This is a genomic window from Caulobacter sp. SRI_008 (assembly GCF_057586355.1).
Genome location: NZ_JBYCZS010000036.1, coordinates 1 through 13491 on the forward strand (window position 1 = coordinate 1; position 13491 = coordinate 13491).

Here is a 13491-nt window from a genome sequence, read left to right on the forward strand (position 1 = left end):
GTTTGATTATGGGGCGGCTCGAGCAGGCGGGGATAAGTTGGGGTTATAAAGTTTTAGAGCGTTGAGTTGGTTGAACTCTTTCCCGATTACGCCGTGTGAGTGGTGTGCGTAAGACCACCCCAAATCCATAAAATCCCCGCGAAAGCGGGGACCCAGGTGTTTTATCGTCGAGCGCCGCGCGTTTCAGAAAAAGCCTGGGTCCCCGCTTTCGCGGGGATTTTACGGGGGAGAGACGGTCGGCGCTGCGGAAGCTGAAAACGGCCCCCCTCCGGCCCTTCGGGCCACCTCCTCCAGAGGAGGAGGATCTGCGCGATCAGGTGTTCGAGCCGGTCAGCATCGCAATCAGGGCGGCGGGGCCCAGCGTGGTGTTGAGGTCGGTGGCGGCTTGGGCGGCCTTGCGGGCTTTGGCGGCCTTGGCGTCGCGCTTGGCCTGGCCGTCGGCCATGGCGGCGGCCCATTTGGTTTTGGGGGGCGGTTTGGGGAGCGGCATGGCGGTCTCCGTGGATCGCGGGCAGCAGGCCATGGCCGGCCGCGCCCGTCCAATCACAACTCTGCGACACAGAGTTATGATCAGCCGCCGAAGATCCGCTTCAGCCAGCCCGGAATACCGCCAACGGCGCGGTCGATGTCGCGGCCGATCTCGTCGTCTTCCGACGGCGGCGGGGCGCGGGGGACCGGGGCGCGGTCGCGGGCGATCAGGCCGGCTTTCAGCCCCTGGCCGACGAAGTCGCGCCAGATCTGGGCCGGCAGGCCGCCGCCGGTGACGCCGTTCATCGGCGAGTGGTCGTCATTGCCGACCCAGACCCCGACCACCAGGTCGCCGGTGAAGCCGACAAACAGGGCGTCGCGATGGTCCTGGGTGGTGCCGGTCTTGCCATAGGTCAGTTGGCCGGTGCGGGCGGCGCGGCCGGTGCCTTCCTCGACCACGGCGCCGAGCAGCTCGTAGAGGGCCGCGCGCTGGGCGGTGTCGAGCGGCTGGCTGGGCGGGGCCGCCTCGCCGGCCGGACGCGGACGGCCGTAGGGCGCGACCGGCATGTGGCCCGAGGCGACGGAAGCGTAGGCGCTGGTCAGTTCCAGCAGGGTGGTCTCGGCCGTGCCCAGCGACAGGCTGGCGTCGGTCGCCTTCAGCGGCGAGGTGATCCCGAGGTCGCGGGCGGCCTGGACCACCGCCTCGCCGCCGGCGGTCTGCCAGATGCGCGCGGCGATGATGTTGTTGGACTGGGCGAAGGCGTCGCGCAGGGTCATGTCCTGGCCCGCCTCGCCCTCGTAGTTCTTCGGGCTCCAGCCATCGATGGTGACCGGGTCGCCGACCACCCGCATGTCGGTGTGGGCGCCGTCGCGCAGGGCGGCCAGGTAGACGAAGAGCTTGAAGGCGCTGCCCGGCTGGCGCCTGGCCTGGACGGCGCGGTTGAACTGGCTGGTCGCGTAGGAGCGGCCGCCGACCATGGCCACCACCTTGCCGTCGGGACGCATGGCGACCAGGGCCGCCTGCCCCGCCTTCAGCCGGCCGCCGGACTTGGCCAGGGCGCGGTTGACGGCCTGCTCGGCGCGGCGCTGCAGGCGGCCGTCCAGCGTGGTGGGAACCTTGACCTCGCCGTAGCGGGCGGTCTCGAAGGCGTCGGCGATCTGGGGCGAGACCCAGTCGGCGAAATAGCCGCCGACCGGCAGGCTGGCGCGCACGGCGCGGGCCCGGGCGCCGCGCGCGGCGGCGGCCTGCTCGGGGGTGATGAACTTGACCTCGACCATGTCGGCCAGCACCCGGTCGGCGCGGGCGGCGGCGGCCTTGGGGTTGTCGACCGGATCCAGGCGGCTGGGAGCGTTGACCATGCCGGCCAGGATCGCGGCCTGGCCGAGGGTGAGTTTCTCGGGCGGGCGACCGAAATAGTGCCGCGAGGCCGCGCCCAGGCCATAGACCCCGTCGCCGAAATAGATGCTCGACAGGTAGCGGGCGAGGATCTCGTCCTTGGACAGTCGCAGCTCGAGCCAGACGGCGATCACCGCCTCCTGCGCCTTGCGGCGAAGGGTGCGCTCGTTGCTGAGGAAGGCGTTCTTGGCCAGCTGCTGGGTGATGGTGCTGGCGCCCTCGCGGGCCTTGCCGGCCTTGAGATTGACGGCGGCGGCCCGGCCCATGCCCCAGACATCCAGGCCGAAGTGATGGCGGAAGCGCCGGTCCTCAATGGCGATGAAGGCGTTGGGCACGTAGTCGGGCAGATCGGCGACGACGACCGGGGCCTCCTTGTAGGCGCCGCGCCGGGCGAAGGGCTTGCCTTGCGCGTCGAGCAGCACGACGGCGGGGCTGGGCAGAGGCTCAAGGGCGCGCGACAGCGGCAGGCTGACCCCGACCCAGACGAAGGCGGCCAGCAGCACGGCGAAGACGGCGGCCAGAAGGCCCATCCAGCGCGGATGGCGGCGGACGAAGGCGGCGAAGCCGCGGGCCTTGGCGGCGACGAAGGCCGCGACAGTCAGGGCGACATGCCGCGCCTTCACAGTCCAAGCTCGCCAGTCGAGATCGGCCACCCGGCCCCCGTTTCCTGTTCAGCCCGCCCCTGGATGGCAGGCAGTTGCGGCAGGAAAGCGTCCGGGAACGGTCAAGGTTGCCTGGCCTGGCTCGGAAGGCTCACGCCTGCAGGGCCATGAAGGCGTCGACCTTGTCGAGGGCGGTCAGGGGGGCGCGGACGGTGCAGACCAGCCCTTCGGGGCGATAGTCGAGGGCGACCTCGCCGTCGAGTTCGCTGGCCAGGGCCAGCTCGATGATCCGCGAGCCGAAGCCGCGCCGGGTGGGCGTCTTGACCGGAGGCCCGCCGTGCTCGGTCCAGGTGATGACGAGGCGCGCGCCGGGTTCGGAGGCCCAGCCGACCTCGACCTCGCCGCCGGGAACCGACAGGGCGCCATACTTCAGGGCGTTGATGGCCAGTTCGTGGAAGGCCAGGGCCATGACCACGGCCGGCTTGGGCGAGACCATCAGGTCGGGACCGGCGATGGTCGCGCGGTGCTCGCCGCCGAGATAGGGCTTCAGCGAGCCCTCGACGATCTGGCGCAGGCTGGCGGCGGCCCAGTTCTCGTCGGTCAGCACGTTGTGGGTGGCGGCGATGGCCATCAGCCGGCCCTCGAAGGCGCGGCGCACGGCCGGATCGACCCCGGCGTTGCGCAGCGACTGGGCGGCGATCGACTGGACGATGGCCAGGGTGTTCTTGACCCGGTGATTGAGCTCGTTGACCAGCAGCTGGCGGTGGCGCTCGGCCAGCATGGCGGCGGTGACGTCGTGCGAGGCGGCCAGCACCCGCACCACCCTTCCGGCCTCGTCGCGGACCGGCGAGACGGTGGTGTCCCACCAGCGGACATTGCCCTTGGCGGTCGGGCAGAGGGCGCGGAAGAAGGCCGCGCCGCCGGCCAGGGCCTTGTTCAGGGCGTTCTCGACGGCGGGTCGGCTTTCGGGCGGCCACATGTCGGGCCAGTAGCGGTCGCGGTTGCGGCCGTCGAAGTCGTCGATCTCGAACAGCACCCGGCCGCGGCCGTTCATGTATTCGACGCGCCCCTCGGGATCGATGACGCGGATGCAGTCCTGGCTGGCTTCCAGCACGCTGTGGAAATAGGCCCCAGCGGCGGCCAGCACGCCTGCGTCCGTACGGTCCTGCGCCATGCCCCCTCCTTCGCTCCGCCCCCGTTTGGGAGCCAGAGTTGCGCGAGGCCGGGACGCTCGTCAAAGGCGCGTGCGGTAGGCGCCGTCAGAAGGAGATGCTGGGCGCATCCTCGGCGCAGGCTTCCATCAGCCCGACCATCGCGGCGGTGACGCGCGAGGTCTGGGCCATGCGGCGAAGGGCTTCGCGGGCGTGGGCGCTGTCGGCGATCTCCGCCTGGCGCTCCAGCCGTTCGGCTTCTTTGAGATGATCGTTTTGGCTCGGCATGGGGTGATTGTTTACTGGAGATGAACGCCGTTCTCCATGCGACCGCGCGACGCAGCTCGGAGAACTTCGTTAGCGGTATCAGCGCCTTAGTGTGTATTTGCACAAGGTGCATGGCGCCCGGGAATACAGGCGCCCGGAATGAAAACACCCCCGGACCCTGAGGGTCCGGGGGTGTCGTCCTGTTCCCCAACAGGACGGCGTCGCCCGCTGCCATCCGGCGCGGCGGCGTCGCCTCATAAACCGATGGTCGTCATTTCGCGGAAAGCCTTGCGCGACACAACGCGGCGGCCTGTCGCACACGCGGCAGGGGAAATTTCGCGCCGGTTCGCCAAAGGCGCTCTTGCAAACAATGACACCGGTGGACATTGTGTCGCCCAACACGCGCCGGGCCAACGGCGGCAAGGACTCGGAGCTTGGCCTCCGACGGGGAAGGAAACCAAGGCGACGCTTGATTTCAAGCGTCGAACCGCTCCCCATCCCATGCCGCCTGCGTCCTCGCGTCGCGCAAGTCTGGATACGGAGTAAGCGTCGATGCCGCTCAGCCCCCTCACCCGCCGCCGCCTGATGGCGACCACCGCGGCCGCCTTCGCCGCCGCCGCGGGGCTGGCGCCGTTCAAGGCCCTGGCCGCCGAGGCGCCGGGCAAGGACGAAGCGCTGGCGACGATGAAGCGGGCCACCACCTTCATGGTCGAGAAGGTCGCCTACCAGGGCGGCTATGTCTGGAGCTACCTGCCCGACTTCTCGCGCCGCTGGGGCGAGATGGAGGCCTATCCGACGATGATCTGGGTGCAGCCGCCGGGCACGGCGACCATGGGCCACCTGTTCCTCGACGCCTATCACGCCACCGGCGACGAATACTATTACGAGGCCGCCAAGCAGGTGGCCGGGGCCCTGATCAAGATCCAGCACCCGGCGGGCGGCTGGAACTATCTGGGCGACCTGGCCGGCGAGCCGTCGATCAAGAAGTGGTACGACACCATCGGCAAGAACGGCTGGCGGCTCGAGGAATTCCAGCACTACTACGGCAACGCCACCTTCGACGACGCCGGCACGGCCGAGAGCGCGCAGTTCCTGCTGCGTCTCTATGTCGAGAAGAAGGATCCGGCCTTCAAGCCGGCGCTGGACAAGGCCATCGGCTTCGTCCTGGACAGCCAGTACCCGGTCGGCGGCTGGCCGCAGCGCTTCCCGCTGAAGGACGAGTTCCACCATCACGGCCGGCCCGACTACACCGGCTTCATCACCTTCAACGACGACGTGGCCGGCGAGAACATCGAGTTCCTGATCATGGTCTGGCAGGCCCTGGGCGACCCGCGCGCCCTGCCGGCGATCAAGAAGGCCATGGACTGCTTCCTCGCCTGCCAGCAGCCGCAACCCCAGCCGGGCTGGGGGCTCCAACACCGCGTCGCCGACCTGAAGCCGGCCGGCGCCCGCACCTACGAGCCGGAAGCCTTCGCCACCCACACCACCGCGGCCAACATCACAGCCTGCATGGGCTTCTACGAGCTGACCGGCGATCCGAAGTACCTGGCGCGGCTCTCCGAGGCGCTGGACTGGCTGGAGACCCTGCGCCTGCCGGTCGAATATCAGAAGGGCCGGGCCTTCCCGACCTTCGTCGAGATCGGCACGGGCAAGCCGCTCTATGTGCACCGCACCGGCAGCAACGTGGTCAACGGCCGCTATTACGTGGACCAGAACCCCGAAAACACGGTGGCGCACTATTCGTCGTTCCGAGGGATCAACATCCCGGCCCTGCGCAAGCGGCTGGAGACGCTGAAGGCCACGCCGCCCGAGGTCGCCAGCAAGACCTCGCCGCTGAAGGGCGGCCGCCAGGCGCTGCCGAAATACTTCACCCTCAAGGACGTGTCGGTGTCCGACCTCAATGTCGGGGCCCTGAAGGGCGACACCACCGCCAGCGCCCCCGACAAGGTCGCCGGCCTGATCGCGGCGCTTAACGAGGCCGGCTGGTGGCCGACCGAGCTGAAAGCGACCTCCAACCCCTATATCGGCGACGGCTCGGCGACCCCGGCGCCGGGGGATTTCAGCCGCACGCACGTGGGCGATGCGAGCGACACCTCCCCGTACGTGACCGACAAGCCGAAGATCGGGATTTCGACGGGCAGCTACATCGAGAACATGGTGACGCTGCTGAAGTACATCGGGGCGGCATAGGCGTCCCTCTCCCCTTGCGGGAGAGGGTGGCCTCGCGGAGCGAGGTCGGGTGAGGGGTCTCTCAGACCTGAAAGCCGCGTGCAGCGGTCAGGCCGGGTGAGGTGTCAGGTTCTGAGAGACCCCTCATCCGACGCCTATCGGCGCCACCTTCTCCCGCAAGGGGAGAAGGATCAGAGCATCGAAACCGGCAGCGTCCCGCGATCCAGCATCTTGCCGTGGAACTCGCGCAGGGTCCCGCCCCAGGCGCGGCGCAGGCGGGAGAGCTCCAGCCAGTACATCCCCTGCCCAGCCGCGACGCCCGGCGCGATGGCGGCGCGTTCGACCTCTTGCGTGAAGGGGGCGAAGATCACCGGGTCGCCTTGCGTGTCAGCCAGGAAGGCCATGGCGCGCTCGGGAGTCCAGCCTTCCAGGTGGACGCCCAGGTCCATGCGGGCGCGGGCGGCGCGGAACAGGATCCAGTAGAGGCCGCCGATCTCGGCCAGGGGCTCGCCATCGAAGGCGCCCATCTCCCAGAAGAGGTGCTCGGCATAGACGGCCCAGCCCTCCATGGCCGCCGGACAGGCCACGCGCGTGCGGTACGGGTGCGCGCCCGAGGCCTCCTCCAGCGGGATCTGCAGCATGTGGCCGGGGATCACCTCGTGGTGGACCACGGCCGGCAGGCTCCAGCTGGGCCGGCGGCGGATCTGCTTGAGGTCGAGATAGTAGGCGCCGGGTTTCGAACCGTCGGCCGAGGGCAGGTCGCGATAGCCCTGGCGGCCGGCGGCCTCGTCGGCGGGCGACATGCGGCGCACCGAGACGGCGTTCACCGCGCCCGGCAGGTTGGCGAACGCCAGCGGCAGACGGGCGCGAGCCTTGGCCAACCAGGGCGCCATGTCGGCCACGGCGCGGTTCCGGCCGGCGTCGTCGTCGCTGTAGAGAAAGCGCTCATCGGCGGCCAGGGCGCGCAGGCGCTCGCCCACCCCGCCCTTCGTCAGGCCCTGGGCTTTCAGCAGGACGTCGGCGCGGGCGTGCAGGGCGCGGATCGTCTCGTCCAGCCGGCGGCGGGCCTCGGCGGGTGCGAGGAGCGCGCCCAACTGGCCCTTCAGCGCCAGGGCGTAATAGGCCTCGCGGTCCTTGAAGCGGATCCCGGCGGCCTTGCCGGCGCGGGGCTTGAGGCTCGACAGCGCCTCGGCCTGCCAGACCAGGGAGGCGGCCAGATCCTTGCCGAGGCCGCCCTTGCGGACGGGCTCGATGATCGCCGTCTCCAGGCGGGCGATCAGGAAGGCCGGCGGGACGACGCCGGCGCCGGCGTCGTGCTCGATCTGGTCGGTCTCGGCGTCGATGCGCTTGGCCAGGGCCGCCTCGGCCTCCGGCTTGCCGGCCGCGTCGGCGACCTTCAACCAGGCGCCCGCGCGGGTGGTGACGACATAGGGTCCAGCCGCGCCGGCGCCGAACGGGAAGCGGCGGACCAGCTCGGCTTCGATGGCGACGGCGTTGCGCACAGCGTCGTAGTCCAGGCGGGCCTTGGGCGAGAGGGTCGCCGGATCGAGGGCGGCCAGGGCCTTCAGGCGATCGGCCGCGCCGGCGACCTTGGGAAAGCCGTCGAGCAGGGTCTTCAGGGCCGCGTCTCCGTTCTGGCGGGCCAAGGCCGGCCTCGCCGTCAGGCCGGCGGCCGTCAGCAGCATCATCCCGCGACGATCGATCATTCCCGGCCTCTCCCTTGCCGTTGTTGATCCCTGTCGTAGCGGGAAAGACACCGGTGTCCAGAGTGATCCGCGAAGACCACGGCATGCATCACCAGGTTGCATGAATCGGTAAAACCACCCAAAAGCTACTTCCGGAACCTTGGGGGAGGAACCGAGCATAGCCTCGGCCGCATCGCGCTCGGACCGACGCCCGAACCGACGCTTAAATCGACGCCGGGGGGCCGCGTCGCCAGGGCCACGCTCTCCCCCGCTTGAAGTTCCGATCCTCCGGGCGGCCCAGGGCCGGTCCCGAAGAGACAGTGACAGTCAGCGTCCGCGTCCAACGACCCGCGCGCGGCCCATGCGAGGCCGACGTTCCGCCATGGAGGTAAGACCGATGAAACACGCCACTCGTCGCGCCCTGACAGCCTCGCTGTTCGGCCTGGCCCTCGCCGCCACCACCGCCCCGGCCCTCGCCGTGGCCGGAGACGCCGCCCCGCAGCAGATCACCGAAGCCGAGGTTCTCGCCGCCGCCGACGCCTGGGGCAGAGGCCTGGTGTCCATCTCGGTCGCCTACAACGGCAAGCGGGAGAACCTGCCGCGGGCCAAGGCGGTGGCCAGCGCCTTCATCGACAAGGCCTACGGCTACAATCTGGGTCCGGTGCTGTTCAAGCCGACCCTGACCACCAAGCCGCACGTCTTCCGCCTGACCAAGGAGGGCGCGCTGTCCTACTTCGTCGACGACGATCCGGAATACAACGACGACGGCTTCGCGCTGAAGGAGCCGTGGCGCCGGGTGGTGTTCAAGCCCGTCGGCATCCAGATCAACGGCGCCGTCGCCAGCACCATGGGCACGGTCGAACTGTACGTGAAGGGCCAGGACGACAAGCCGGCCGTGGTGGTCGACAAGACCTGGGTGTTCAAGAAGGACGACAAGGGCGTGGTGCGGATCATCGTCCACCACTCGTCCCTGCAGTTCAACGGGTACTGAGGCGGCGGCGGAAGCGCTCAACCCCTCTCTCTTTGAGAGAGGGAGGGGCCCGCCGCGAAGCGGTGGGAGGGTGAGAGGTTTCACCGTCAGCCGGAAAACCTCGATCCCATCCCATTGCGGTTTCTCAAGGAGCGGGCCGAGGCTGCCGCCATGGACGCGAGCGCTCGCTGTTCAGGCGAGGGCTCAGATTCCAGAGGAGTCGCCGCCGGCATGCTGGCTGCGCCTGGTTCGGATAGGATGTAACCTCTCACCCTCCCACCGCCTGCGGCGGCGGGCACCTCCCTCTCTCTTAGAGAGAGGGACTATGAGGCGCATGACAACGCTGTCAGAGATCCCCTAGGATGCTTGCGGGGCGCGACAAGACGCCTGACCATTTCGCGTAGCGTTCCCGGAGGAAGCCTTGCCGACCCGTCCGATACTGGCCCTGCTGGCCGCCTCCGCCTTCGCCGCGCCCGTGATGGCCGCCGAGCCGCCCTCTCCGATCCGGCTGAACCAGGTGGGCGTGCTGGAAAGCGCGGGCAAGCTGGCGGTGCTGCCGGAAGCCTCGGCCCAGCCGCTGGACTGGACGCTGGAGAACGCGGCCGGGCGCGTGGTGCTGAAGGGCAGGACGATCGTGGTCGGCGCCGACGAGGCCTCGGGCGAGCGCCTGCACCAGATCGACTTCTCGGCCGCCCCGGCCGGCGCGGGCTATCGGCTGAAGGCCGGCGGTCGGGCCAGCCGGCCGTTCGCGATCGCCGCCCATCCCTATGCGCGGCTCAAGCGCGACGCCCTGGCCTTCTTCTACCAGAACCGCAGCGGCATACCGATCGAGGCCCGGTTCGGCGACGATCCCAAGCTGGCCCGCCCGGCCGGCCATGCGCCCGACAAGGCGACCTGCTTCAACGGCAAGGACGAGCGCGGCCAGGCCTGGGCCGGCTGCGGCTACACCCTCGACGCCAGCAAGGGATGGTACGACGCCGGCGACCACGGCAAGTACGTGGTCAACGGCGGCATCGCGGTATGGACGCTGGTGAACTATCGCGAGCGGCTGGCGGCCCTGGGCCGCAGGGACGCCTTCGCCGACGGAAGCCAGCGTATCCCCGAGGCCGGCAACGGCGTCTCCGACCTGCTGGACGAGGCGCGGTGGGAGCTGGAGTTCCTGCTGGCCATGCAGGTTCCGGCGGGAACGACCATGGCCCTGCCGGTCGGCCATCAGGGCAAGGGTCCGCTGACCCTGACCAGCGTCGACGCCTCGGGCATGGCCCACCAGAAGCTGACCGACGGCTTCTGGACCGGCGTGCCGACCGCCCCGCACGAGGATCCCGCCCCGCGCTTCCTCTATCACCCGACCACGGCCGCGACCCTGAACCTGGCCGCCGTGGCGGCGCAGTGCGCGCGAGTGTGGAAGACGGTGGATCCGGCCTTCTCGGCCCGCTGCCTAAGCGTGGCCCGCTCGGCCTTCGCGGCGGCGCGGCGCAATCCTGAAATCTACGCCCACAGCCAGTTCACCGGCGGGGGCGGCTATGGCGATCCGGAGCTGTCGGACGAGCTGTTCTGGGCGGCGGCCGAGCTGTGGGCGACCACCGGCGAGGCCGCGTACGGCGAGATCGTGCGGGCTTCGCCGCACATGCCGGCCGCCGGCAAGCCGGCCCAGGCGCCGGGCTGGGGCTGGACGGCGACCCTGGGCGTGATGTCGCTGGCGATCTCGGACACGCTTCCGGCCGACGCTCGCGACGCGGCGCGGGCGGGGCTGGTCGCCGCCGCCGACGGCTATGCGGCCGAGGACCTTAAGGCCGGCTACCGCCTGCCCGACGCCGGGACGCGCTATTCCTGGGGCTCCAACGCGGTGATCATGAACCGGGCCATGGTGCTGGGCGCGGCCTACGACGTCACGGGCAAGGCGGCCTATCGCCAGGCCGCGGCCGACGCCATGGACTACGTGCTGGGCCGCAACCCGCTGGACCAGTCCTATGTGACGGGCTGGGGCGCGCGGCCGATGAAGCATCCGCACCACCGCTTCTGGGTGGGCCAGGGCAAGTACCCCGCCCCGCCGCCGGGGGTGATCTCGGGCGGGCCCAACAACACCGCCTTCAGCGACGAGGTGGCCAAGAAGATGCAGGGCAAGTGCGCGGCCCAGACCTGCTGGGTCGACGACGCCGGCGCCTTCACCCAGAACGAGGTGGCGGTGAACTGGAACGCGCCGTTCTTCTGGGTGGCGGCGTTCCTGGATGAGGGGAAGTAACGTCCCAAATCTTCCCGTCATTCCCGCCCTTGTGGCGGGAAACCCTCTGTAAGCCGCAAGGGCAGATGGGGGCGGCGTGCTGAGCACGCCGCTTGCGCCTCACGTGTCAGCGGAACCAGGGGTTCCCGCCACAAGGGCGGGAATGACGGGATGTTGAAAGGCCGCGGCCTTTCTTACGCCGCCGCCCCGCCCTGCTCCGCGCACGAGCAGATCCGCGCGTTCAGCAGGTGGACGCCGGCCAGCATCAGGCCGCCGAGGCTGGTCAGGCCGGCCTCGGCCCAGTCGCTCATGGGGACGAAGGCGCCGGCGGTCATCAGGGCCAGCCCCCCGGCGGCCAGCGCCACCATGCGCGGCCGCCGCCAGTTGCCCGAGCGCGCCAGGGCGAAGACCGAGATCGGCGCGGCCATGGCCAGGAACAGCGGGTGCAGCCACTCGGCGTGCGACAGGTTCGCCGCCAGCGGCAGCAGGGCCGCCATCACCGGCAGGGCCAGGCAGTGCACGAGACACAGGCTCGAAAGCCCGATCGCCGCGCCGTCGAGACCCCGTTGCAGGTGGTTGTGGCGGGGCATGCGGAACTCCGGTACGACGGTTGAGGCGACTTAAATGTTATTACATAACACTCAGTCAAGAGGCGCCCGCCGGAATTTCCGTCAACCCGTCCGCCGCGTCCGCTCTGTCCGACCCCAGGCGGGATCATCCAAGTCGCCGCGTGCCTGATCGGCGATGGTCCGGCCGCGACCAAAGCGACTGGAGGACCCTCGCCATGCAAACGATCGATCGCTGGGCCGGCTCGCGCCGAGGCGTGCTGCTGTCGGGGCTGGCGCTGGGCCTGGCCGCGCCGGCGCTGGCGCAGGCCGCTCCCGCCGGCGCCGTGAACGCCCCGACCCGCTATGTGGAGAGCAACGGCCGGCGCCTGGCCTACCGCTCGGTCGGCGAGGGAACGCCGCTGGTGCTGTGCACCCGCTTTCGCGGCAACCTCGACAGCTGGGACCCGCTGTTCCTCGACAGCCTGGCGCAGCGCGGCTTTCGGGTTATCACCTTCGACTATACGGGTCTTGGCCTGTCGACCGGCGAGAAGACGCTGAACCCGTTCTCCTGGGCCAAGGACGCCAGCGACTTGGTCACCGCCCTGAACCTCGACAAGGTGGTGCTGCTGGGCTGGTCGCTGGGCGGGATCGCGGCCCAGGCGGCGCTGTCGATCTTTCCCGGCAAGATCAGCCATCTGGTGCTGATCGGCACGACGCCGCCGGGACCGGCGGCCAAGCTGGCCGAGCCGCTGTTCTACCAGGCCGCCGCCCGCGAGAACGACTTCGAGGACGAGGTGATCCTGTTCTTCGAGCCCAACAGCCCGGCCAGCCGCGCCGCGGCCCGCGCCTCGCACGACCGCATCGCCGCCCGCACCGCCGAGCTGTCGCCGCCCGTGCCCTACCAGTGGGCCGCGCAGAGCCTGGGCGACGCGCCCAAGGCCAATCCGTTCCCCGCCCCGCCGATCCTGCAGATCCTGAAGACCACCACCATCCCCATCCTGCACATCGGCGGCGACCACGACCTGATCTGCCCGGTCGAGAACTGGTACGCCCTGAACGACCAGCTGCCGACCCTGCAGCTGCTGACCTACCCCAACGCCGGCCACGGCCCGCAGCACCAGCATCCGGTGTCGAGCGCCGCGCACATCGAGACGTTCGTGCGGCTGGGGTAGGCCGCCTCCTCCCGCGCGTCATCCCGGCCGGAGCGCGCAGCGCGGAGAGCCGGGACCCAGGGGCCGTCGCAGTGCGCTAGCTACCGCGAAGAGCGGCGAACCCGACCTCGGCGCCCAGTCCCCTGGGTCCCGGGTCTGCGGTCCGCTTCGCGGCCCTCCGCCCGGGATGACGAACTTTGGGGGCGCACCCCAAAAACGAAAAATCCCGGCGACCTCGCGGCCGCCGGGATCTTCAAGCTCGAAGGATCGCGTGAAGGACGATCAGTCCTTGGCGCGTTCCTGATAGGTGTTGTCTTCGGTCAGGATGACCACGCGGGTGCCCACGGCGATGTACGGCGGGACGGTGGTCTTGACGCCGTTGCTGAGCAGGGCCGGCTTGTAGGACGAGCTGGCGGTCTGGCCCTTCACCGACGGTTCGGTGTCGACGACTTCCAGGATCATGGTGCGCGGCAGTTCGATGGCGATCGGCACGTCGTTGTGGGTCGACAGCTGGACCGTCATGTTCTCCTGCAGGTAGGGCGCGGCGTCGCCGATCACGTCCTCGGAGGCCACGACCTGGTCGTAGGTTTCCGGATTCATGAAGTGGTAGCCCTCGCCATCCTGGTACAGGAAGGTGTGGTTGCGCTGGTCGACGAAGGCGCGCTCGACCTGCTCGGTGGTGCGGTAGCGTTCCGAAACCTTCACGCCGTCGCTGATGCGGCGCATGTTCAGCTGGGTCACCGGGGTGCCCTTGCCGGGGTGGATGTTGTCGACGGTCAGGACGACATAGAGCTTGCCTTCCATGTCGACGACGGCGCCCTTGCGGAGCGAGCTGGCGGCTACCTTCACGTGAGAGTCCTCGA

General features: G+C 69.7%; 11 protein-coding genes. 4 read left to right on the forward strand and 7 right to left on the reverse strand.

Annotated elements, in window-relative coordinates; translation table 11 throughout:
• Positions 1–313: 313 nt before the first annotated feature.
• The 4 genes from AC2YHT_RS23700 to AC2YHT_RS23715 form a co-directional block, all read right to left on the reverse strand.
• Positions 314–490: a hypothetical protein gene (locus AC2YHT_RS23700; protein WP_487292294.1), complete on the reverse strand. Its 177-nt coding sequence runs from the start codon at positions 488–490 to the stop codon at positions 314–316.
• An 80-nt stretch (positions 491–570) separates the two neighbouring features.
• Positions 571–2517, reverse strand: coding sequence for a transglycosylase domain-containing protein (locus AC2YHT_RS23705; RefSeq protein WP_487292295.1), 1947 nt, complete (start codon positions 2515–2517; stop codon positions 571–573).
• A 100-nt stretch (positions 2518–2617) separates the two neighbouring features.
• A complete protein-coding gene (locus AC2YHT_RS23710) occupies positions 2618–3640 on the reverse strand; it encodes a sensor histidine kinase (RefSeq protein ID WP_110120981.1) in 1023 nt (340 codons plus the stop codon).
• An 85-nt stretch (positions 3641–3725) separates the two neighbouring features.
• Positions 3726–3905, reverse strand: coding sequence for a hypothetical protein (locus AC2YHT_RS23715; protein ID WP_110120980.1), 180 nt, complete (start codon positions 3903–3905; stop codon positions 3726–3728).
• Positions 3906–4436: 531 nt separating this feature from the next.
• On the opposite strand from AC2YHT_RS23715, the gene AC2YHT_RS23720 reads away from it, so the two are divergent.
• Positions 4437–6074 carry a pectate lyase gene (locus AC2YHT_RS23720; RefSeq protein ID WP_487292296.1) on the forward strand — a complete coding sequence of 546 codons (1638 nt, stop codon included), beginning with the start codon at positions 4437–4439 and terminating at the stop codon, positions 6072–6074.
• A 170-nt stretch (positions 6075–6244) separates the two neighbouring features.
• On the opposite strand, the gene AC2YHT_RS23725 is transcribed toward AC2YHT_RS23720, so the two are convergent.
• Positions 6245–7759 carry a DUF885 domain-containing protein gene (locus AC2YHT_RS23725; RefSeq protein WP_487292297.1) on the reverse strand — a complete coding sequence of 505 codons (1515 nt, stop codon included), beginning with the start codon at positions 7757–7759 and terminating at the stop codon, positions 6245–6247.
• Positions 7760–8135: 376 nt separating this feature from the next.
• Between AC2YHT_RS23725 and AC2YHT_RS23730 the strand changes: the two genes are divergently transcribed.
• Complete coding sequence (locus AC2YHT_RS23730) at positions 8136–8729, forward strand: hypothetical protein (protein ID WP_487292298.1); 594 nt, start codon at positions 8136–8138, stop codon at positions 8727–8729.
• Between the two features lie 400 nt (positions 8730–9129).
• Positions 9130–10950 (forward strand): glycoside hydrolase family 9 protein, encoded by a 1821-nt coding sequence (locus AC2YHT_RS23735; RefSeq protein ID WP_487292299.1) that lies wholly within the window; start codon positions 9130–9132, stop codon positions 10948–10950.
• 173 nt (positions 10951–11123) lie between these two features.
• On the opposite strand, the gene AC2YHT_RS23740 is transcribed toward AC2YHT_RS23735, so the two are convergent.
• Positions 11124–11519, reverse strand: coding sequence for a MerC domain-containing protein (locus AC2YHT_RS23740; RefSeq protein WP_487292300.1), 396 nt, complete (start codon positions 11517–11519; stop codon positions 11124–11126).
• Positions 11520–11713: 194 nt separating this feature from the next.
• On the opposite strand from AC2YHT_RS23740, the gene AC2YHT_RS23745 reads away from it, so the two are divergent.
• Complete coding sequence (locus tag AC2YHT_RS23745) at positions 11714–12649, forward strand: alpha/beta fold hydrolase (protein WP_487292301.1); 936 nt, start codon at positions 11714–11716, stop codon at positions 12647–12649.
• A gap of 261 nt (positions 12650–12910) precedes the next feature.
• On the opposite strand, the gene efp is transcribed toward AC2YHT_RS23745, so the two are convergent.
• Positions 12911–13477, reverse strand: a complete 567-nt coding sequence (gene efp, locus AC2YHT_RS23750; RefSeq protein ID WP_487292302.1) for an elongation factor P — start codon at positions 13475–13477, stop codon at positions 12911–12913.
• Positions 13478–13491 lie beyond the last annotated feature (14 nt).

Excerpts from the sequence above, each read along its gene's own strand:
- AC2YHT_RS23730 (WP_487292298.1), top strand. The coding sequence starts at position 8,136 with ATGAAACACGCCACTCGTCGCGCCCTGACAGCCTCGCTGTTCGGCCTG.
- AC2YHT_RS23720 (WP_487292296.1), top strand. The coding sequence starts at position 4,437 with ATGCCGCTCAGCCCCCTCACCCGCCGCCGCCTGATGGCGACCACCGCG.
- AC2YHT_RS23710 (WP_110120981.1), bottom strand. The coding sequence starts at position 3,640 with ATGGCGCAGGACCGTACGGACGCAGGCGTGCTGGCCGCCGCTGGGGCC.
- AC2YHT_RS23715 (WP_110120980.1), bottom strand. The coding sequence starts at position 3,905 with ATGCCGAGCCAAAACGATCATCTCAAAGAAGCCGAACGGCTGGAGCGC.
- AC2YHT_RS23725 (WP_487292297.1), bottom strand. The coding sequence starts at position 7,759 with ATGATCGATCGTCGCGGGATGATGCTGCTGACGGCCGCCGGCCTGACG.
- AC2YHT_RS23745 (WP_487292301.1), top strand. The coding sequence starts at position 11,714 with ATGCAAACGATCGATCGCTGGGCCGGCTCGCGCCGAGGCGTGCTGCTG.
- AC2YHT_RS23700 (WP_487292294.1), bottom strand. The coding sequence starts at position 490 with ATGCCGCTCCCCAAACCGCCCCCCAAAACCAAATGGGCCGCCGCCATG.
- AC2YHT_RS23740 (WP_487292300.1), bottom strand. The coding sequence starts at position 11,519 with ATGCCCCGCCACAACCACCTGCAACGGGGTCTCGACGGCGCGGCGATC.